The 19,599-nt window shown below is 60.7% G+C and carries 16 protein-coding genes and 1 pseudogene; 11 read left to right on the top strand and 6 right to left on the bottom strand.

Annotated elements, in window-relative coordinates; translation table 11 throughout:
• Positions 1-28 precede the first annotated feature (28 nt).
• A complete protein-coding gene (locus tag J4E58_RS09830) occupies positions 29-415 on the bottom strand; it encodes a RidA family protein (RefSeq protein WP_007927369.1) in 387 nt (128 codons plus the stop codon).
• Positions 416-882: 467 nt separating this feature from the next.
• Here J4E58_RS09830 and J4E58_RS09825 point away from each other — a divergent pair, with 467 nt between their 5' ends.
• From J4E58_RS09825 to J4E58_RS09810, 4 genes and pseudogenes are all read left to right on the top strand, one after another.
• Positions 883-2,634: an ATP-dependent endonuclease gene (locus J4E58_RS09825; protein ID WP_087091488.1), complete on the top strand. Its 1,752-nt coding sequence runs from the start codon at positions 883-885 to the stop codon at positions 2,632-2,634.
• A gap of 278 nt (positions 2,635-2,912) precedes the next feature.
• Positions 2,913-3,185, top strand: coding sequence for a hypothetical protein (locus J4E58_RS09820; RefSeq protein WP_007927368.1), 273 nt, complete (start codon positions 2,913-2,915; stop codon positions 3,183-3,185).
• 866 nt (positions 3,186-4,051) lie between these two features.
• A pseudogene (locus J4E58_RS09815) lies at positions 4,052-4,553 on the top strand (acyl-CoA thioesterase).
• 33 nt (positions 4,554-4,586) lie between these two features.
• Positions 4,587-6,236 carry an FMN-binding glutamate synthase family protein gene (locus tag J4E58_RS09810; protein WP_087091489.1) on the top strand — a complete coding sequence of 550 codons (1,650 nt, stop codon included), beginning with the start codon at positions 4,587-4,589 and terminating at the stop codon, positions 6,234-6,236.
• 186 nt (positions 6,237-6,422) lie between these two features.
• Here J4E58_RS09810 and J4E58_RS09805 read toward each other — a convergent pair whose 3' ends face one another.
• From J4E58_RS09805 to J4E58_RS09795, 3 genes are all read right to left on the bottom strand, one after another.
• Entirely contained in the window at positions 6,423-6,704 is a 282-nt protein-coding gene (locus tag J4E58_RS09805) for a type II toxin-antitoxin system RelE/ParE family toxin (RefSeq protein WP_007930524.1), read from the bottom strand.
• The gene (locus tag J4E58_RS09800; RefSeq protein WP_087091490.1) at positions 6,694-6,942 is read right to left on the bottom strand and encodes a type II toxin-antitoxin system Phd/YefM family antitoxin; all 249 of its coding nucleotides are present in this window, start codon (positions 6,940-6,942) and stop codon (positions 6,694-6,696) included. Before J4E58_RS09800 ends, J4E58_RS09805 begins: the two co-directional genes overlap by 11 nt.
• Before the next feature lie 95 nt (positions 6,943-7,037).
• Positions 7,038-7,826: a helix-turn-helix transcriptional regulator gene (locus J4E58_RS09795; RefSeq protein ID WP_085534323.1), complete on the bottom strand. Its 789-nt coding sequence runs from the start codon at positions 7,824-7,826 to the stop codon at positions 7,038-7,040.
• An 84-nt stretch (positions 7,827-7,910) separates the two neighbouring features.
• Between J4E58_RS09795 and J4E58_RS09790 the strand changes: the two genes are divergently transcribed.
• Entirely contained in the window at positions 7,911-8,909 is a 999-nt protein-coding gene (locus tag J4E58_RS09790) for a bile acid:sodium symporter family protein (RefSeq protein ID WP_087091491.1), read from the top strand.
• Positions 8,910-9,062: 153 nt separating this feature from the next.
• On the opposite strand, the gene J4E58_RS09785 is transcribed toward J4E58_RS09790, so the two are convergent.
• Complete coding sequence (locus tag J4E58_RS09785; protein ID WP_087091492.1) at positions 9,063-9,806, bottom strand: hypothetical protein; 744 nt, start codon at positions 9,804-9,806, stop codon at positions 9,063-9,065.
• Between the two features lie 325 nt (positions 9,807-10,131).
• Between J4E58_RS09785 and J4E58_RS09780 the strand changes: the two genes are divergently transcribed.
• The 6 genes from J4E58_RS09780 to J4E58_RS09755 all read left to right on the top strand — a co-directional run bounded on the left by J4E58_RS09780 (position 10,132) and on the right by J4E58_RS09755 (position 15,986).
• Complete coding sequence (locus J4E58_RS09780; RefSeq protein WP_087091493.1) at positions 10,132-10,320, top strand: hypothetical protein; 189 nt, start codon at positions 10,132-10,134, stop codon at positions 10,318-10,320.
• Positions 10,317-12,074, top strand: a complete 1,758-nt coding sequence (locus tag J4E58_RS31935; protein ID WP_256583124.1) for a hypothetical protein — start codon at positions 10,317-10,319, stop codon at positions 12,072-12,074. Before J4E58_RS09780 ends, J4E58_RS31935 begins: the two co-directional genes overlap by 4 nt.
• Before the next feature lie 72 nt (positions 12,075-12,146).
• On the top strand, positions 12,147-12,608 hold the full coding sequence (locus tag J4E58_RS09770) for a YccF domain-containing protein (protein WP_009044436.1): 462 nt from the start codon (positions 12,147-12,149) through the stop codon (positions 12,606-12,608).
• Positions 12,609-12,917: 309 nt separating this feature from the next.
• Positions 12,918-13,994 carry a diguanylate cyclase gene (locus J4E58_RS09765; protein WP_053261726.1) on the top strand — a complete coding sequence of 359 codons (1,077 nt, stop codon included), beginning with the start codon at positions 12,918-12,920 and terminating at the stop codon, positions 13,992-13,994.
• Between the two features lie 79 nt (positions 13,995-14,073).
• Positions 14,074-15,048: a two-component system response regulator gene (locus tag J4E58_RS09760; protein WP_087091494.1), complete on the top strand. Its 975-nt coding sequence runs from the start codon at positions 14,074-14,076 to the stop codon at positions 15,046-15,048.
• Positions 15,049-15,068: 20 nt separating this feature from the next.
• The gene (locus J4E58_RS09755) at positions 15,069-15,986 is read left to right on the top strand and encodes a LysR family transcriptional regulator (RefSeq protein WP_087091495.1); all 918 of its coding nucleotides are present in this window, start codon (positions 15,069-15,071) and stop codon (positions 15,984-15,986) included.
• On the opposite strand, the gene J4E58_RS09750 is transcribed toward J4E58_RS09755, so the two are convergent.
• Entirely contained in the window at positions 15,983-19,552 is a 3,570-nt protein-coding gene (locus tag J4E58_RS09750; protein WP_087091844.1) for a PAS domain-containing protein, read from the bottom strand. The two genes, J4E58_RS09755 and J4E58_RS09750, sit on opposite strands and share 4 nt — an antisense overlap.
• Between the last annotated feature and the right edge of the window lie 47 nt (positions 19,553-19,599).

Genomic DNA, 19,599 nt, shown 5'->3' with positions numbered 1-19,599 from the left:
GCTTGCTCGCGATCAGCGGTCCACAGTCCTACTTCTTCTTATAAGCCACACAATCAATCTCAACCTTGCAATCCACCATCATGCTGGCCTGCACACAGGCCCGCGCCGGCGCATGCTCCGGCTTGAAATACTCACCAAACACCTTGTTGAAACTCCAGAAATCCCGCGGATCCTCCAACCACACCCCAACCCGCACCACATCCTCCAGGCCATACCCCGCCTCCTCCAGAATCGCCACCACATTGCGCATCGTCTGATGGGTCTGCTCAACGATCCCGCCATGAATAATTTCGCCATCCAACGCCGGCACCTGACCGGACACATACAACCAACCATCGGCCTCAACCGCGCGAGCGAAAGGACGGGGTTGGCCACCGCCGGCGGTGCTGCCGGTGCCGTAGCGGGTGATGCTCATGGTTTTTTCTCCTGATTGAAAAATGAAGGGGTTGAAATACTTGCTCTCCAAAAAACAGGCCAATCGCAGCGCCTAACCTTCAACCAGCTACCGCTAATAGCCGCGCCTGCTATGTGCCCCCTGAGAAAGCTCAAAACATATTGAGAGCAAGCCATAATTCCGCTATAGCGGATAAGCAACCATCACAACGGAAAATTAGAGAGAGTGTGCCATGGGAAATGAGCGTGGGCTAGGGGCGAAGGATTTCGAGTAACAAAAGTAATACAGAAGGAACATAGGATTCGCATTATATGAAAGAGAATCTTTCAACCTTATCCATTTTGTGTACTGACTCAGAACGATAACTCTTGCACCAAAATCAATAATATCAATTTGACATCCATAAAAAACCTACCACGATCAAGACGATCCCGGAGAGATCCTGGAGAACCTCACCAATAGTGCTTTAGTAGGATGAAGGATTCATCATGGCTAAGCAAAAAACAGCAGCAGCCGAAACCATTTCACTTACGTCTGACAATGCACCGCGCCCGCGACTTCACAAGTTAATAATTCGAAACTTTAGATCCATTGGAAACTCTCCCGTTGAAATCGAGCTGGATGAAATTGTTGTTTTAGTAGGCGCAAACAATGCGGGAAAAAGTAGTATTTTAAAAGCTTACGAAACTGTTATGTCTCACGGCTCCAAAGAAGGAAAGCTTGGCATCCAGGACTTCCCCAATGGAATTGTTGACCCTAACAAGCTACCCAACATTGAATTACAGACAGTAGTTTTCGATAAGGCTCCCGGCGAACGATGGTTGCAACCGCTAGCAAACAATGAGTTCTTAATTCGCGAACAGTGGACATGGGATAGCCCAAACAAAGATCCGGTTAGACAGGGCTACGACGTACAGAGAAATGATTGGGACCAACAAGTTCCTTGGGGAGCCCCGAATGTTGCCAACTCAAAACGCCCACGCCCACATAGAATTGACGCATTTGCATCACCAGATACACAAGCCAACGAAATAACCTCCCTTATAACCTCTCTATTAAAAGAAAAATTACTAGAAATAAAAACCAACCCAGATCAAGAGCAGTCAGACTACCAATTAGTTATCGAAAAAATAAAAGACCTACAAACAAAAGCTGTTTCAGCCACAGAACAAGAAGTCGCAACAATTGAAGCAGAGATATCTAAATACCTTGACCGGCTATTCCCTAACCACCTAATTAAGTTTGATGCCAAACCAGAATTAGACATAGATAAAGCATACACACCATTTAAAACATCTGCCGACTTATTAATGGGACCAAAAGATGGGTACCTATCTGGAATTGCTCATCAAGGCAGCGGTGCACGGCGTACGCTTCTCTGGGCCACACTAAAATATCTTTCTGAAGTAAGTGATAGCGAGGGTACAAGACCACATGTACTTCTTTTAGATGAACCTGAAATCTGTTTACATCCTTCAGCCATACGTGAAGCTAGAGCTGTGCTTTACGACCTTCCTCAAAGTGGAAACTGGCAGGTAATGATCACTTCTCACTCCCCAACATTTATTGACCTATCAAAAGATAACACAACAATAATTCGAGTATTCCGCGAAGAAGGAAAAGAAGTAGAAAGCACAACACTTTACCGACCATCAAGAGCAAAACTTGACGCCGACGATAGAAAAAATCTAAAAATGCTTAACATATGCGATCCATATGTGAATGAATTTTTCTTCGGTGGTCGACAGATAATCGTTGAGGGCGATACAGAATACACCGCTTTTTCTATTATCAGAGATATGCACATCGACGAATACAAAGATGTCCAGATCATCCGAGCTCGCGGAAAGGGAATCATCCCGTCTGTTGCAAAGGTGCTTTTGCAGTTTTCGAAACAATTTACCATCCTTCATGATACCGACACCCCTTTAACTGTGGCAGGAAAAGGCAATCCCGCATGGGGCATGAACAAGACCATCGCATCTGTGCTCGATTTAGAAAATGCCGAGGAAAGAGTCCGCCTTGTTGCATGTAAGACATGCTTTGAAACTGCTCTTTTTGGAAAGGAAGAAAAAGACGAAAAGCCTTACCGTGCATTCGTACGAATACAGACAGACCCTGAGTCCGCATCTAAAGTAAAAGAACTTTTTGACTTTTTACTAGACGCAAAAAAACCAAAGCCTGAAAACTGTATCGAGTGGAAAAAAATTGAAGACCTAGAGGATCGCAAACTAGCGTGATATAGCAAGCTTCTTGTTAGCCGCTACCACTACCAGAAAGTAGCGGCTAACTTTAGCCTTATTTGACATCCTTGCCTCAGAACTAATAAAACCCAACATATTCCATTCATTCATGATTTGTAGGATTTTTCGTTATTTCTTGAAAGTCTTTCTAACACCCTTGTCTAGGCTCATTTAATCTCTTTATAGTCATCGCGTCGCTAGTTTTCAGTGACCGGACTTGGCCGTCCGAATCTCCATGAGCAAACCCTAAAATTCCTTCATGGAGCGTCACCGTTATGGATTTCCAACCCCTCACCTCTTCCAACACCACCGACCACCCCGTTGCCTTCATCAACCCGCAAGCCCCCTTGCTTGACCTGCTGACCTACGCTGGCCTGCGTATCCGCGCTGCCCGGGACATGCTGGACAGCGTGTCCGGCATGACCAGCCGCAACGCCGACGACCTCGACCTGATGCGCTTCTCCAGCGTGGCAACCTTGTTGTTGCAGGACGGATGCGATGTGTTGCATGTGGTTGAGCAACGGGCGATGGAGCTGCCAGAGCCTTAAACCGAACCGCCCTGGCCTTTGCTCTTGCTGTGCTTTGGCTTTGGCTTTGGCTTTTTTTTGATCTTGATCCACCCGCCCCATCGGGAGGCCGAGTGGAGGTTCTGCGCAGTGGGCAACTCGGCAGGGATGCCGAGTTAGCCGCCCCAGGCCATGGATGGCCTGTGGCGGCGGCCCACGGAGCAGGACCGGAGCGAGGGAACCTGAGCGCAGCGAGGGCCGTACGCAGGGGCAAGCGTTTTTGGTTCCTTTTTAGGCGTTTGTAAAAAGGGACTCGCCGTAAGGGCGAAACCATAAGCGGCCGTTACCGCAGAAACGGATATGTACCCCGTCCAAAAAATGCAGCGCCGGGACGGACGCTATCGCGAGCAAGCTTCGCTCCTACAGGTCGGTGTCATGCCGAGAAATCGTGGCTACCGCAGTACCCCCCATACAGGCCACCACCCTATTCCACTGCTCAAATCGCGGATTCAGGTTTGGCGGGCGCTAGCGCCCGATCGCAGCCTGCGGCAGCGGCTACAGAGTCCGTGGTGTTACCTATGTGCTTGAACGAATCTGCTACCCATGTGGGTGAACCAGTCCCCAACAAAGGACCATTAGCGCGGGGATGCATAGGTATACCGGCCAGCACCACCAGCGACGCCACCACCGTCATCGCGAGCAAGCTCGCGCCTACAGGGTGGAAGCGTGGGGCCGGGGCTCTGCCCTGGTGGATCGCAAGCATTATTGCAATCCCCACAACAGCTCATTGCAAAAGATAGCTAGCTAACTATCAAGGCTTCTTATTACCCTCCGATCTCCAGCCAAATACTGTCCGCGGGGCTCTAGCCTGCCTATGCGGACAGCATCGATTACTGATGAGGTCACCCATGGAACCAGGCAGTTATCAATTGAGCATGAGCGTGCTCATGACGCCCGACAAAGCCAATTTCTCCGGCAACGTGCACGGCGGCGCCCTGCTAAAGCTGCTCGACGAGGTGGCCTTCGCCTGTGCCAAGCGCTATGCCGGGCGCTATGTGGTCACGCTGTCGGTGGATCAGGTGATCTTCAAGGAGCCGATCCATGTCGGCGAACTGGTGACCTTCCTCGCCTCGGTCAATTACACCGGGCGCACCTCGATGGAGGTCGGGGTCAAGGTGATGACCGAGAACATCCACGAACGCACGGTGCGCCACACCAACAGTTGCTACTTCACCATGGTCGCCGTCGACCCCGACGGGCGCCCGCACCCGGTGCGCGCCTTCGTGCCGGAAACCGCCACCGAACAACGCCGCTACGCCCAGGGTTTGCTGCGCAAACAGCAGCGCCAGGAGCTGCAGGAGCGCTATCGGCAGATCCGTAACTCGGATTGAACCCGCCCTGCCCGCCTGAACCCATGTCTTACGATTTGCCCAAGGAACGACCATGAAGATATCGCTGCTCAGTCGCTACGCGACCCTGATCCTTTGCCTTGCCCTTACCTTGTTCGGCCTGTTGCATTGGCCCGCCAGCCCCTGGGGCCAGGGGCTGATCGTGCTGGCCGGGGTGCTCAGCCTGGTCGGCCTCAACGACCTGCTGCAAAGCCACCATGCGGTGCGCCGCAACTACCCGATCATCGGCAATATCCGTTACCTGATCGAGTCGATTCGCCCGGAGATCCGCCAGTACCTGCTGGAAGGCGACGACGAGAAGCTGCCCTTCTCCCGCTCGCAACGCTCGATGGTCTACGCCCGCGCCAAGAACCAGCCCGCGGAGAAGGCCTTTGGCACCCTGGCCGACGTCTATCAGCCCGGCTTCGAATTCATCAGCCATTCCATGGTCCCGGGCGATGCCTGCGACCCCAGCCAGTTCCGCGTGGTGGTCGGCGGGCCGGATTGCCTGCTGCCCTACAGCGCCTCGGTGTTCAACATCTCGGCCATGAGCTTCGGCGCGCTGAGCGCCAACGCCATCCGCGCCCTGAACAAAGGCGCCCGGCTCGGTGGCTTCGCCCACGACACCGGGGAAGGCAGCATCAGCCCCTATCACCAGGAATTCGCCGGCGACCTGATCTGGGAAATCGGCAGCGGCTACTTCGGTTGCCGCACCCTGGACGGCCATTTCGATGCCCAGCGCTTCTCCGAGCAGGCCAGCCATCCGCAGGTGAAGATGATCGAGATCAAGCTCAGCCAGGGCGCCAAGCCAGGGCATGGCGGCATCCTGCCCAAGCACAAGGTCACCGCCGAAATCGCCAAGACCCGAGGCGTGCAGATGGGCCACGACTGTGTGTCGCCGGCGCGGCACTCGGAGTTCAGCACGCCCATGCAACTGCTGGAATTCATCGTCAAGCTGCGCAACCTGTCCGGTGGCAAGCCGGTGGGCTTCAAGTTCTGCGTGGGTCATCCCTGGGAGTTCATGGCCATCGTCAAGGCCATGCTCGAGACCGGCATCCAGCCGGACTTTATCGTGGTCGACGGCAAGGAAGGCGGCACCGGCGCCGCGCCTCGCGAGTTCACCGACAACATCGGCATGCCCATGCGCGAGGGCCTGCTGTTCGTGCATAACACCCTGGTCGGCGCCGGCCTGCGTTCGCAGATCAAGCTGGGCGCCAGCGGCAAGGTGATCAGTGCCTTCGACATCGCCAGCGTGCTGACCATCGGCGCCGACTGGGTCAACGCCGCGCGCGGTTTCATGTTCGCCATCGGCTGCATCCAGTCGCAAAGCTGCCACACCAACAAATGCCCCACCGGCGTCGCCACCCAGGACCCGCTGCGCCAGAAAGCGCTGCAGGTCACGGACAAGGCCGAGCGGGTGCACAACTTCCATCGCAACACCCTGGTCGCCCTCGGCGAGATGCTCAGCGCCGCCGGCCTCGACCACCCGGCGCAGTTGCAGGCCAAGCACCTGGTACGGCGCCTGACCACCACCGAGGTCCGGCTGTTCTCGCAGATCCACGTGTTCCTCGAACCCGGCGAGCTGTTGCAACGCCCCATCAGTTCGGAGTTCTACGCGCGCATGTGGAACATGGCCCAGCCCCACAGCTTCGCGCCACTGGCCGTGGCCGCGCCGTCCAAGGCCGAGCGGCTGACGCCGGCTTAGTTTTTTGCATGACGAGGTGGCCGTTCGCCCTGGATGACGGGTACAAAGTCCAGGGTTGAGGGGCGGCCACCGACGCCAGTGCACTCCAAAAGCCGGATCGTGCCGGGCGCAAGCGCCCGATCGCAGCCTGCGGCAGCGGCTAGATTGCGCACAGCCTGGGCGGCGTCTTGAAGCTCTCCTGGCCGGCTAACGCTTCCTGGCTTGCTGATAGACACTCCCCCGCTCCCGCTTGCCCACGGCAATGACCGTCACCACCAACACCTCATCCACCACCCGATACACCAGACGGTAGCCAGCCGTGCGCAGTTTGATTTTGTAGGCATTGCCCAAACCGCTCAGGCGATCGGCCGGGACATGGGGGTTGACGAGGCGTTCCTGCAGCTTCTTCTTGAATTGCTCTTTCAGCGTGGGGCCCAGCTTTTGCCATTCCTTCCAGGCTTTCTCGGAGAACTCCAGCTCATAAGTCATCGAGCGAAACCTTGACGGTCGGGTCGCTCTCTCGCTCACGGCACAAGGCGAGCAGTTCCATGTCTTCCAGGCGCTCCATCATGGCTTCGTATTCCTTGGCCGGAACGCAGTAAAACGCCGGTTCGTTGCGATTGAGAATGGCCACGGAGGAGCCGCCACCGGCCGCAACAGTGCCCATGGGGTTTTTCTTGAGTTCGGAAATGCTCGCAACGACGTTGGACAGAAGGACATGGGTCATGGAGTGCTCTCATGAGTGCTGTTAAGAGCACTCAAAATAGCACCTTTGTGCAGACAAGTACCTTGAGAGCAGACCAGAAGTATCAGAAGAAAGCGCTAGCGAAAAAACTCCCCGGGCGTGGCATCGAACTGCTGGCGGAACGCGGCGATAAAAGCCGAGGTCGAGTCGTAGCCGCAGGCCAGCGCCACGTCCGTCACCCGCTCGCCGTTCTCCAGGGGCGTGAGGGCGCCCAGCAGGCGCAGGCGCTGGCGCCAGGCGCGGAAGGTCAGGCCAGTGTCGTGCAGGAACAGGCGGCTCAGGGTTTTCTCCGTCACCCCCAGTTTCTCGCTCCACTGCCCCAGGGTGGTCGGCTGGTCCGGGTGCGCTTGCAGGCTGCGGTAGATCTGCCGCAGGCGCGGGTCCTGGGGCAGCGGCAACATCAGGTCCAGTTGCGGCGCGGCGGCCAGTTGGTCCAGCAGGACCTGGGCCAGGCGCCCGTCGGCGCCGTCTTCGGCGTATTCCACCGGCAGCTCGCTGAAGGCGCGGATCAATTCGCGCAGCAGGCTGCTCACCGCCAGCACCTGGCAGGTTTCGCCGGCCCAGGCGGTGACACGGCAATCCAGGTACAGGCTGCGCATTTCGGTGCGCGGCGAGCTGAACACCTTGTGCGGCATGCCAGCGGGAATCCACACCGCCCGTTGCGGCGGGGCGATGAAACGCCCGGCGCTGGTCTGCACTTCCAGCACGCCCTGGATGGCGTAGGACAATTGCACCCAGGGGTGGCTGTGGCGCCGGGTCAGCGCCCGATTGGGCAGGGATTCGGTGCGCCCGTACACCGGTCGAGGCAAGCTCGGCAGACCGGGAATACTGCGTCGGACGATCTTTTCATGTCCTTTAGGCGGCATTTACTGGCTCATTGGCGTTAGTCGGCAGTCCGCCATCACGTTAGAGTCAGCCCACCGCCCTGGCAACCCCTGGATGATCCCGTTATGAGTCGCTCACGTCTTTTGCCCGACAATTTCACCCTGACCCTGATCGGCGTGGTGCTGCTGGCCAGCTTCCTGCCCGCCAGCGGCCAGGTGGCGCTAGGCTTCGGCTGGCTGACCAACGCCGCCATCGCCCTGCTGTTCTTCCTCCACGGCGCCAAGCTGTCGCGCGAGGCGATCATTGCCGGGGCCGGCCACTGGCGCCTGCACCTGCTGATCTTCAGCCTGACCTTCGTGCTGTTCCCGATCCTCGGGCTGGCGCTCAAACCGCTGCTGTCGCCGCTGATCGGCAACGACCTGTACCTGGGCATGCTCTACCTCTGCGCCCTGCCCGCCACCGTGCAGTCGGCGATTGCCTTCACCTCCCTGGCCCGGGGCAACGTGCCGGCGGCGATCTGCAGCGCCGCGGCGTCCAGCCTGTTCGGGATTTTCCTCACGCCGTTGCTGGTGACCCTGCTGCTGAATGTGCACGGCGATGCCGGCTCGACCCTGGATGCCATCGTCAAGATCAGCGTGCAATTGCTGCTGCCCTTCATCGCCGGGCAGATCGCCCGCCGCTGGATCGGCGCCTGGGTCGGGCGCAACAAGAACTGGCTGAAATTCGTCGACCAGGGCTCGATCCTGCTGGTGGTCTACGGCGCCTTCAGCAAGGCGGTGAACGAAGGCATCTGGCACCAGATTCCGTTGTGGAACCTGGGCGGGCTGGTCTTGGCCTGCTGCGTGCTGTTGGCGCTGGCGCTGCTGGCCTCCAGCCTGCTGAGCAAGCTGTTCGGCTTCAACCAGGAAGACCGCATCACCATCCTCTTCTGCGGCTCGAAGAAGAGCCTGGCCACCGGCGTGCCCATGGCCCAGGTGCTGTTCGCCGGCAGCACCATGGGCGTGCTGATCCTGCCGCTGATGCTGTTCCACCAGATCCAGCTGATGGTCTGCGCGGTGCTGGCCCAGCGTTACGCCAAACGCCCGGAATCGATCCCGGAGCTGATGGCGCAGGTCGATCCCTGAGTGCGACTCCTGAACTGCATGTCGCCTTTGTAGGAGCGAGCTTGCTCGCGATAAATCGTCAACGAAAACGCGCTGCGCCTGACCGCCCCAGCTTCGCTGATCGCAAGCCATCGAGGGTCGAGCGGCTCCTCCTACAGATCCCTGTGACGGCAGTCAGTTGTATTTCGGACCGCCTTTCCACGGCGCGTATTCCACCAGCACACTGCCCCGCGCCAGCCCCTTGTCATCGAGTTTGAAGCCGGGCATCTGCCGCAGGTTCAGCTGCTTGCACTGCGCGGTCAGGCGCGCTTGCAGGTCGCTGTCCAGCTTGAAAGAGTCCCGCCGCTCGGCAACCGGATCGAGGTTGACCAGGCACTCCTGCACCTGCCCCTGGGCATTGGCGACAAAGCGCACATGGGCCTTGCCAATGCTGTCGACAGGCTGCTTGCCCAGGGCCTGGGTCCAGAAGAAGCGGCTTTGCGCATAAGCCTGGACCGTCCGCGCTCGCCACTGACGCTCAGGTTCGGACTCGTCGAGGGCCGGAAATACCAGCGGCGCGACAATCACCATCTCCTCCTCGGTCCCGTACATTTCGACCGGCACCTTGGGAAACAGACTGTCCCAGCACACTTGCCTGGCCAGGCTTTCCAGGGCCGGGACCGGGGCCAGGTGGGCGTTGGGCCGGGTCTCGCAACTGCGCAGCTCGTTCTGGCGATCGATCTTCACCACCAGATCCACTGTCCCTACCAACGCCTGGCTGTTGGCGGCAAAGGCATTGCGCACCATCAAGGCCCTGAACTGATCGCTGAAGGCCTGGGCGTTCTGCTGTAGCGATGCTTCTGCCGTGGGCTGAAGGGTCGGCGCGGTGCTTTTTGGCGTCTGGCAACCGGCCAGGGACAACAGGCTGGCCAGGATCAACGGTAGCCTCAGCCGGGGTGCGACAAGACGGGATGGGCTGGACAACGGGCTCAATTCCATTTGTTCGAAACTCTCGGATAAAGGGGAATGTCGTGCGGGTGCGCAGGAGTTAATGCTTCATTTCACTAACGATTGAAGCGCGCGCTATTTAGCACTCGACCCGGCAACCGCCACAGGTCGCTGTGTCGACCGGTCGTGGCCAATCTGTAGAAACATCAGGTGGTTACTTCTGGGGGAAGCCAGGGTTTGTGCTTTTGTCAGGGGCGACAAGCCGATAGCATAGCGCCACTTTTTTGCCGATCGGCGATCTTACATGGATGTATTTATGAGTTCCTTGCTCGCGTTTTGCGATTTCTCTTTCCTTGCTGGTGGCAGCATCAAACAACAGATCGCTCCACTCGCAGAGGGGCACCCAGGTTTTACCGAGGCCTATCGCGACGCCGTGCAGGCCAAAAGCTTGCAGATTGAGGTACTGCCTAGCGGCACGCGCCAAGTCAACGGGATGGCTAAATGATCCCCTCTCGTAACCGGATGCCATATGAGCTTCAGCATTTGAAGCCAGCCGAAAAAAAACTGCTGAGGTGTGCGCTCTCAGGAAAAATAGCCAGCTTCGACAACCACCGACCAGAACAGGCGACATCGGAAAATACCATCCGTGCCGACTTCCTTCGTTTTCTTATTCTGGGCGGTAACGAGGAAAACATCTTGCATGAGCAAGGTGTAAGGCTCCGTGGAGCTTACATCGAGGGAACATTGGACCTTCGCTCAAGCAAGATACCTACAGCCTTCTTGCTGCAAAACTGCCTTTGCTTCAATACGCTCTTTTTGAACAGTGCGTCCATCGATGGTCGAGTGAGCCTGGACGGTAGTGCCTGGGCAGGAATCCAGGCCCCACTCGCGTCAATAACTGGCTCCCTTTCCATGCGACAACTGTTCTCTTTCGGTTCAGTAAACTTGACAGGCGCCAGAGTTGAAGGCTCGTTAACCCTCAGTGAGAGCACTATTAACGGCCAAGGCTCTAGTGCCATACGGGCAGACCGCATATATATCAGCGGAAACATAAACATGCGTGGAGGGTTCACCGCCTTTGGCGAAGTTCGCCTGGCGGGTATTACCCTCAACGGCCAGTTGAATTGCACCTCCTGCCACATCATTGCAACAAGAGACGTCTCATTGGCAATGGACAGCTCCGTGATTAAAGGCAATGTCAATCTATCAACTGACTTCAGATCTGAAGGTACCGTTCGACTATCTGCTATCAAGATAGGAAGCCAACTTAACCTCGAAGGAGCCCGACTTGATGGAAAAGGCGGCTATGCCTTGGTCGCCCAGCATGCACATATCGCGGGCTCATTGATTGTTAGAAAGCTAGCGATTCCCCTTCAGAAAGCCCTCCTCGACAATACAAAAGTAACAACCTTGAACGACGACACTCGATCCTGGGGTAAGGGCTTGCAACTGGACGGGTTTTCCTATGACTTCCTGAGCAATGGAACAAAAGCCAAAGCCCGACTTGCCTGGCTAGACAAACAGACACCGTTTACAGCAGGGACCGATGGTTTAAAAGGCGAAAAGAGCGGATTTCGCCCACAGCCCTGGCGACACCTGAAACACAAGCTCGAAGAAATGGGACATGCCGATGAAGCCCAGGAAGTCGGGATCGCCTTCGAGAGGCGTTTGCGCGAGGTAGGCTCCGTGGGCAAGAGAACGGCTCACTGGCCTCGGGGATTTCGCTGGCTTGGTATTGTCCCCCATGTGCTCTATGGCGCCCTCACCGGCTACGGCTATCGCCCCATGCGCCTGCTGGCCTGGATTCTCGGCATCTGGCTAGCCTTCACCGCCGTCTACTGGTACGCCGCCGTCGAGCAGAACGTGTTCGCCCCAAGCAACCCGCTGGTGTTCCAGAGCGACGCCTATACCACTTGCCGAAAGGAGTATGGAGAAGGCTGGCAAAAGCGCTCACCCGATACACCCATCCCTTCAGGGATCGGCAACTGGTACACCTGCGATGCCTTGCGTGGTGAGTACACTGGCTTCAGCCCTGGTGCCTATTCGCTGGACATCCTGTTGTCACTGGTCGATCTGCAACAGGAGAAGGACTGGGGACCGATCACCACGACGCCCTCCCCCAACGCCTGGGTGGAGTTCTGGAACTGGGACTGGGGGCATAGCATCCGCTTTCTGGTGTGGCTCGAAACCCTCATCGGCTGGGGCATCAGCCTGTTGCTGGTGGCGATCGTCTCCGGCCTGACTCGGCGCAAGGAATAAGCGTCTATACCTGCACGGGCCTCGAACGGGGCCTGTTCGACACCCTTCACGGTTCAAACAAGGAAGCTTCACATGAGCGCCATCGGCAATTTTCTCTGGTTTATCCTCGGCGGCATTTTCATGGGCCTGTGCTGGTGGCTGTGGGGCATCCTGGCCTTTATCAGCATCGTCGGCATCCCTTGGGGCCGGGCCTGTTTCGTGATTGGCGCCTTCTCGTTCTTTCCGTTTGGCAAGGAGGCGATCAGCCGACGCGAGCTGAACAACAAGGACGATATCGGCACCAGCGGCCTGGGGGTGATCGGCAATGTGCTGTGGTTCGTGTTCGGCGGGATCTGGCTGGCGCTGGGGCATGTGATGTCGGCGCTGCTGTGCTTTATCACCATCATCGGCATTCCCTTCGGCATCCAGCACCTGAAGCTGGCGGGTATTGCCCTGGCGCCGATCGGCAAGACCATCGTGCGCAAGGAAGTGGCCGCCGCGGCGCGCACTTTCAATGCCCAGGATGCGGCGCTGAAACAGCGTCAACCAGGCTGAAGCCCAGGCGCAGAGGTCTCGTCGAGGCCTCTGCTGCTGCGCATGTCGACCGGCATGCTCCGCGCGCTTACGCGCTCCGACGGCGACCATCACGTATCTGCGTCGCCCTCAAGCGCGTAACCTGATCGCCAAGCCGCCCCACCTTGAACAAACCGCACCGCGACGTTGAAGGACGCCCACACCGGTGCCCGCCGCGGTTGGACAAGTCCCACGCCCACTGCTTTCATTCAGCCCCGAGGCCCTGCGCAGTCCGCGCGCTCGCCAGGAGGCTTATCGCTCCCGTCCACCCGTTCACGTCCAAGGCCCGTAATGCTCAAGACCATTGAAGCGCAAGTGCTGAAACAGGCCACGCCGCCGGCCCTCAAGGCCGAGTTCGCCCAGTACGACTTCGAACGGCTGCACGGTTTCTGCCTGCTGATCTACGTCGCCAGCATCAGCATCTGGCTGCTGTTCAACCTGATCGTCAGCTTCCCCGGCAAGCAGGGCTTCACCCTGTACTCGATGGCGTTCCTGGTCGCCCTGGCGATCAACGCGATCATGCTGGCCTTCATCAAGAACGCCCGGTACTTCCAGTGGCTCAACCTGCTTTTCGTGCTGATCATCGGCGCGGGTATCCGCCTGGTGATCGAAGGCATGCCGCTGGACCTGCGCCCCGACTGGCTGATCCTCGGCGCCTCGAGCATTCTCTACAGCGCCTCGGTGCTGCCCCTGCGGCGCTGGTCGTTCTTCGCCACCCTCGTGCTGACCTGGGTGGTGCTCGACCCGTTCATCATGACCCAGACCTCGGTGCTGGAACTCAAGGGCGCCATGCTGCTGATCTACGCCCTGTTCCTCACCGCCCTGACCCTCTACAGCTTCATCAAGCTGCGCCAGGCCAAGCTGCACACCTACATCATGTCCAAGCTGTTGCTGGAACAGGCCTACAACGACAGCCTGACCGGCATCCCCAACCGCCGCTCGTTCATGGCCCGCGCCGGCGAACAACTGGCGGCGCAGCCCCGGGAGCATGACCACTACCTGGCGATGATCGACGTCGACAACTTCAAGAAAATCAACGACCTGTATGGCCACGACATCGGCGATGAGGTGCTCAAGCGGGTGGCCACGGATATCCGCACGGTCATGGCCGGCTTCGATTACGCGCGCCTGGGCGGCGAAGAGTTCGCCATCTACCTGGGCGGGGTACGGCGCGACGACGTCGAGCAACTGGCCGAACGCCTGTGCCAGGTGGTGCGCCAAGCCCGGGCCCGGTACCCGGTGACCGTCAGCATCGGCCTGGCCCGGGTCGAGGACGACGACAGCCTGAACCAGGCGCTGCTCAAGGCCGACAAGGCGCTGTACCAGTCCAAGCACACGGGCAAGGATCGCTACACCTTTCACCCATGACCCCTGCGGCAACGCACCAACGCGACCGGCCGATCAAATAAGATAAACTGCCGCCCTCTCTTGATCAGGCGCCCCCGTCATGCCCGCAGAGCACGCCCCCAAGCCCTATACCCTCCTGGCGATCGACGACGACCCGCAGTCGTTGATCGTGCTCTCGAAAACCCTGACGAGCGAATATGAAGTGCTGCTGGCGAAGAACAGCGAGCGTGGCCTGGCCCTGGCCCGCAGCGCCAGCCCCGACCTGATCATCCTCGATATCCTGATGCCCGAGATGGACGGCTTCCAGGTGCTCAGCGAACTCAAGAGCCACCCGGCGACCGCGGCCATCCCGGTGATTTTCCTGACCTCGCGCAGCAGCGTCGAAGACGAACGCCTGGGCCTGCTGCTCGGCGCCGCCGACTACATCGCCAAGCCGATTTCGCCGCCGGTGGTGCTGGCCCGGGTGGCGACGCAACTGGGTTACCGCGACAAACCCCTGCACAGCCCGCAACCGGCGGCCGAGCCCTCGGCCGGCAGCGACATGCGCGACGGCTTTATCGGCGCCCTGGCCTTGCAGCTGGCCGGCAACCCGCGGATCCGCCTCGAGGCGCTGCTCGACACCCTGTCGATCCTGCTCGACAGCGGCGTGACCCAGAGCGACCCCGCGGCGTTTCGCAGCGCCGCCTGCCTGGCCCTGATGGGCCTCAACCAGCCCGGCGGCAGCATCGGCCAGGCCCTGGCCCACAGCCGGGTGCTGATCGAGGAGATTCTCGCCCACGCCGACCCGGAAGACCGCATCCTCAACCTCGCCTGGAAAATCACCCATGCCGAGGCGCTGCTCCAGGGCGACCGCAGCCCGGCAAGCCTCGATCTCCCGCTCTCGGCCCGCCTGTTCGCCCTGGCGCTGGACTACCACCTGAGCCTGCTGCAACCCGGCGGCGACCTTTCCGGCCGGCACGCCCAGGCCATGGCGCGGATGTATGAACAGCCGGGGTTCGAGCAATGCATCGCCTGCGGCCCGGCGTCGCTCTCGGCGGCCTTGCTGAGTTCGTCACAGAGCTTTTTCGGCCCGTGAACGGACAGTGAGCCTTGCCCATGCCTAACCTCGCCGACCTGGAACTGTTCGTGCTGATTGCCGAGCTGCAGGGCCTGTCGCCCGCGGCGCGCATCATGTCGATCACCCCGGCCGCCGCCAGCCTGGCGCTCAAGCGCCTGGAAAACCGTCTCGGCGTGCGCCTGTTCACCCGCTCCACCCGCACCATGAAACTCACCCCCGAAGGCGTGCGTTACCTGGAAAGCGCGCAGCACGCCCTGAAGATCCTGGCCAACGGCAAGCGCTCGTTGACCCACGACGACGGCATGCTGGAGCTCACGGTGTCTTCCGACCTGGGCCGCAACCTGCTGCTGGAGCTGCTCGCCCGGCTCAAGCAGGAACGCCCGCGCCTGTATATCAAGCTGGCCCTGAGCGACAAGGAAGAGGACCTGCTCAAGGGCCGCTTCGACGCGGCGCTGCGCTACGGCAAAAGCCTGGCGCTGGACCTGGTCGAACTGCCGGTGCTCAAGCAGCACCACTTCATCGCCTGCGCCGCGCCCGGCTACCTGGTCGAACATGGCACGCCCGAATCGCCGGAACAGCTGAGCGAGCACGAATGCATCATCTGCCACAGCATTGGCCGGCCGGAGAGCCGCTGGCGTTTCCATGCGCCGGGTCAGGTCGAGGACGTGCGGGTACAGGGGCATTTCTGCTGCGACGATGGCGACGCCGCGCGGCGCTGGGCGGTGGCCGGCCACGGCGTGGTCTACCTGCCGTTGTTGAACGTGGTCGAGGACCTGCTCGCCGGGCGTCTGCTGCCCCTGCTCCCCGGCTGGCAGGCCGATGCCGCGCCGCTGAGCCTGGTGGTATCGCACCGCTCGCAAATCACCGAGTCGCTGCGAGCCCTGCACCAGTGCCTGGTGGAGCACTGCACGGACCGGATGGCCCGCTACCTCGAACTGACCCGCGCCGCGCGCTAGCCCTGGGCCGCGCGCAACTCGACCAGCAGCGCATAGGCCTGCTGGAACTCCAGCCGGTAGATCCGCTCCTGAATCGCCCGCAGGGCACCGCTACGGCTCTGCTCGCACAGCTCATCGATCAGCGCCAGGGCCTGCGCATTATGGTTGTGCAGCAGCTTGGCCAGTCGCTCCAGTTTTAACAGCTGCTCAGTGCCCAGTGCCTCGTTCTCCCGGACCGGAGGCTCGGCACCCGCCGTTGGCAAGCCCACCAGGCCGGCCAGCAGCGGTTCCAGGCACTGCGCCAGCTGGCGGATCAAGGGCACCAGGTCGGCCTGCCCGGCACACTGTTCCTCCAGTTCCCTGGCCGCCTGCCTGACCGCGGTGGCGCCGATGTTGCCGGCCGCCCCTTGCAGGCTGTGGGCCAGAAAGCCGATGGCCTGCAGGTCCTCGGTGGCATGGGCCAGCCACAGGCGCTCGATGACCTGCTGCTGGTCATCGCGAAAATCCGCCAGCAGCTTCTGGTGCAGCGCCAGGTCCTGGTTCACCACCGCCAGCCCCAGCGCCGAGTCGATGCCCTCGTAGCCCGGGGTCGAGACGCCGCTGGGCAGGCTTGTCGCAATCTCCCCCGCGGGCAGCTCCAGGTGCTTGATCCAGCGCACCAGGGTCCGATAGAAGGCCGTGACCTCCAGCGGCTTGCTCACCAGATCGCTCATGCCGGCGGCCAGCACCCGGCCCTGGATATCGATCTGGCTGCTGGCGGTCACCGCGATGATCGGCAGCGAGCGCAGGTGCGGGTAACCGCGGATCTTGCGCGTGGTGCCGTAGCCGTCCATGACCGGCATCTGGCAATCCATCAGCACCCCGTCGAAGCGCCCGTCCTCGAGCAACCTCTGCAAGGCCTCGGCGCCGTTGGCGGCCAGCACCACCTGGACCCCGGCGCGCTGCAGCAGGCCCTGCAACACATCCTGGTTCAGCCGGTTGTCCTCGACCACCAGCACCCGCGTCCCCGCCAGCAATCGCGCATAGTCGTTGACCGTGCACAGCCCCGCCGCACCGGCCACCGATGGCGTGGCCGGCGCGCTGCAACTCGCCGCGGGCAAGGCCTGCGGCCGCTGTTGCGGCACGTTCAACTGCACGGTGAATTTGAACACCGCGCCCTGCCCCGGCTTGCTGTGCACCCAGATGTCGCCCTGCATCATCTGCACGATTTTTTTCGAGATGGTCAGCCCCAGGCCGCTGCCGCCGTAACGCCGGCTGATCGACAGGTCGGCCTGGACAAAGGCATTGAACAGCCGCGCCTGCTGCTCGTCGCTGATGCCCACCCCGGTGTCGGTGACGCTGAAGCACAGCAGGGCCTTGTCGTTCCACTGACGCACCAGGCACACGCCGATGCACACATGCCCGGCCTCGGTGAACTTGATCGAGTTGTCCACCAGGTTGGTCAGCACCTGGGCCAGGCGCAGCGGATCGCCGACATAGCTGCGCGGCAGCAGGGCCGGAATGTCCAGGCGCAGCTGTAGCGCCTGTTCTTCCGCGCGCTGGCGCACCAGCAGCAACACATCGTCCACCAGTTCGCGCAGGTCGAAGCAGACCTGCTCCATGCTCAGCTTGCCGGCTTCGATCTTCGACAGGTCGAGCACGCCATTGATGGTGCCCACCAGGTTGCGCGCCGCGCGGTCGATCTTCTCGATGTAGTCGCGCTGCACCCGCTCCAGGGGCATGTCCTGCACCAGGTGGGCCATGCCGATGATCGCGTTCAGCGGCGTGCGGATTTCATGGGACATGCTGTCGAGAAACTCCGACTTGGCCTGGGTCGCCAGCTCGGCGTCGCGCCGCGATTGCTGGACCTGGGCTTCCACCGCCTTGCGCTCGCTGATGTCGAAAATCACCCCGTCCAGGTACTGCGGCACCCCGTCCACGACAATGGTCTGGCCCTTGTCGTAGACCCAGCGCACCTCCTGGCTGGCGGTGATGATCCGGTATTCGAGCATGTAGCTGGCGCTGCCCAGGCAGCCGGCAAAAATCTCCAGGTCGTCGGGGTGGACCAGGTCGCGATAGCTGTGCCCGGCGAGGAAATGCGCCGCCGCAAAACCGCTCAGGCCCTCGATGGCCTCGCTGACGAACACCATGGTCCGCGAGGCGTCCGGCAGGCTGCGAAACACCACCCCCGGAATGTTGGCGATCATTGATTGCAACTTGGTCTGGCTGTCGACGATCGACTGCTGCACCTCGACCGCCTGGGTGATGTCCTGCAGCACGCCGGTGACCCGCGTTGGAGTGCCATCGGCATCGCGCTGCATGACCCGGCCGATGTCCAGCACCCACAACCAGCGTCCGCTTTTGCTGCGCATGCGGTACTCGGCGCGGTACTCCTCGACTTCGTTGTTCAGGTGCGCCCTGAGCCTGGCCATGACCGGCTCATGGTCCTGGGGATGAACCAGGCAGGCCCAGCGATCCAGGCCATTGCCAAAGGTCTGGTCCAGCTCCTCCTTGCTGTAGCCGAGGATCCGCAGCCAGACATCGTTATTGATGACGATCCCCAGGCTGACGTTCCAGTCCCACAGCCCCAGCGCGCCGCTTTGCAGGGCCATGTCCAGGCGTCGCTCGCTTTGCTCGATCCGCGCCACGTCGGCCTTGTGCCGCCGGGCATCGGCCAGGCGCCGCAGGCCGCCCCACAGCAACAGCAGGAACACCACGGCGCTCAAGCCCTTGATCAGCAGCACCTGCTCGGCCGGCAGCACCGTATCCAGGTCGCCCAGGGTGACCAGGGTCCAGGGACCGCTGGGGTCGTTCCAGTCGAAATCGACCCGGGACAGGCTATAGCGCCGGCCGTCCAGCTTGACCTGCGGCTGACGGGTATCGAACGGCAAGCGTTCGGGCACCCCGTGGGCGAACGGGTAGTCGCCGAACTGGCGGCGGATCTCGCCGCCGAATTCACGCAGCGACCAGGCGCGATCGGCCTTGAGCAGAAAATCCGTGGTGCTGGCGGCCAGCACCACGCCGCTGGGCGACAGGATCATTTTCAGGTCGTCGCCATACTGCTTGCTCAGGCTGGTGTCGAGCATCTTGCCGTCGAAACGCGCCACCAGGACCCCGATCACCTGGTCCTGGCGCGTGCGCGACTCGTAGACCGGGACCGCCATGTAGAACATGCGGGTGCCGGTGGTGACGCTGATCGCGCCATAGACGCTGCTGCCGCCGTTGAGCGCCACCTTGAAGTAGGGCCGGAAGGCCACATTCAGCCCCAGCGGCGCCTGGCCCTGGTGATCGTGGGCCGCCACCACCACCCCGTCGCGGTTGAGGACAAAGGCGTGGTTGGCGCCCACCACCATGGACAGCGTCTTCAACGGGATCGCCGCCTGCGCCATCAATTCCGCGGAGGGCTCGCGCTCCAGGATCACCCGTTTCAGCGAGGGGTTGTGGCGCCCCAGGATCGACAGCGCGCCAATGGCAAAACCGTCGGACTTCCACTGCTGCAGATCCGCCGCGTACTCCTGGGTCTGCATCTCGATACTGGCCTGGTAGACGTCCTCGACCTGCAGGCGGTAGTAGTTGCCCAGCGCCACCGCGGCGCCGACCGCGAGCACCACGCCCAGGGCGTAGCAACACCGTCTGTGGCTGTCGAAGAAGTTGG

This window comes from Pseudomonas sp. FW305-25 (genome assembly GCF_017351415.1).
Classification (GTDB): domain Bacteria; phylum Pseudomonadota; class Gammaproteobacteria; order Pseudomonadales; family Pseudomonadaceae; genus Aquipseudomonas; species Aquipseudomonas chlororaphis.
The sequence above is the reverse complement of the archived record's forward strand: the minus strand, read 5'-3'. Positions and strand labels throughout refer to the sequence as shown.

Coding starts and splice junctions, on each gene's coding strand:
- J4E58_RS09830 (WP_007927369.1), bottom strand. CDS start 415: ATGAGCATCACCCGCTACGGCACCGGCAGCACCGCCGGCGGTGGCCAA.
- J4E58_RS09825 (WP_087091488.1), top strand. CDS start 883: ATGGCTAAGCAAAAAACAGCAGCAGCCGAAACCATTTCACTTACGTCT.
- J4E58_RS09820 (WP_007927368.1), top strand. CDS start 2,913: ATGGATTTCCAACCCCTCACCTCTTCCAACACCACCGACCACCCCGTT.
- J4E58_RS09810 (WP_087091489.1), top strand. CDS start 4,587: ATGAAGATATCGCTGCTCAGTCGCTACGCGACCCTGATCCTTTGCCTT.
- J4E58_RS09805 (WP_007930524.1), bottom strand. CDS start 6,704: ATGACTTATGAGCTGGAGTTCTCCGAGAAAGCCTGGAAGGAATGGCAA.
- J4E58_RS09800 (WP_087091490.1), bottom strand. CDS start 6,942: ATGACCCATGTCCTTCTGTCCAACGTCGTTGCGAGCATTTCCGAACTC.
- J4E58_RS09795 (WP_085534323.1), bottom strand. CDS start 7,826: ATGCCGCCTAAAGGACATGAAAAGATCGTCCGACGCAGTATTCCCGGT.
- J4E58_RS09790 (WP_087091491.1), top strand. CDS start 7,911: ATGAGTCGCTCACGTCTTTTGCCCGACAATTTCACCCTGACCCTGATC.
- J4E58_RS09780 (WP_087091493.1), top strand. CDS start 10,132: ATGAGTTCCTTGCTCGCGTTTTGCGATTTCTCTTTCCTTGCTGGTGGC.
- J4E58_RS31935 (WP_256583124.1), top strand. CDS start 10,317: ATGATCCCCTCTCGTAACCGGATGCCATATGAGCTTCAGCATTTGAAG.
- J4E58_RS09770 (WP_009044436.1), top strand. CDS start 12,147: ATGAGCGCCATCGGCAATTTTCTCTGGTTTATCCTCGGCGGCATTTTC.
- J4E58_RS09765 (WP_053261726.1), top strand. CDS start 12,918: ATGCTCAAGACCATTGAAGCGCAAGTGCTGAAACAGGCCACGCCGCCG.
- J4E58_RS09760 (WP_087091494.1), top strand. CDS start 14,074: ATGCCCGCAGAGCACGCCCCCAAGCCCTATACCCTCCTGGCGATCGAC.
- J4E58_RS09755 (WP_087091495.1), top strand. CDS start 15,069: ATGCCTAACCTCGCCGACCTGGAACTGTTCGTGCTGATTGCCGAGCTG.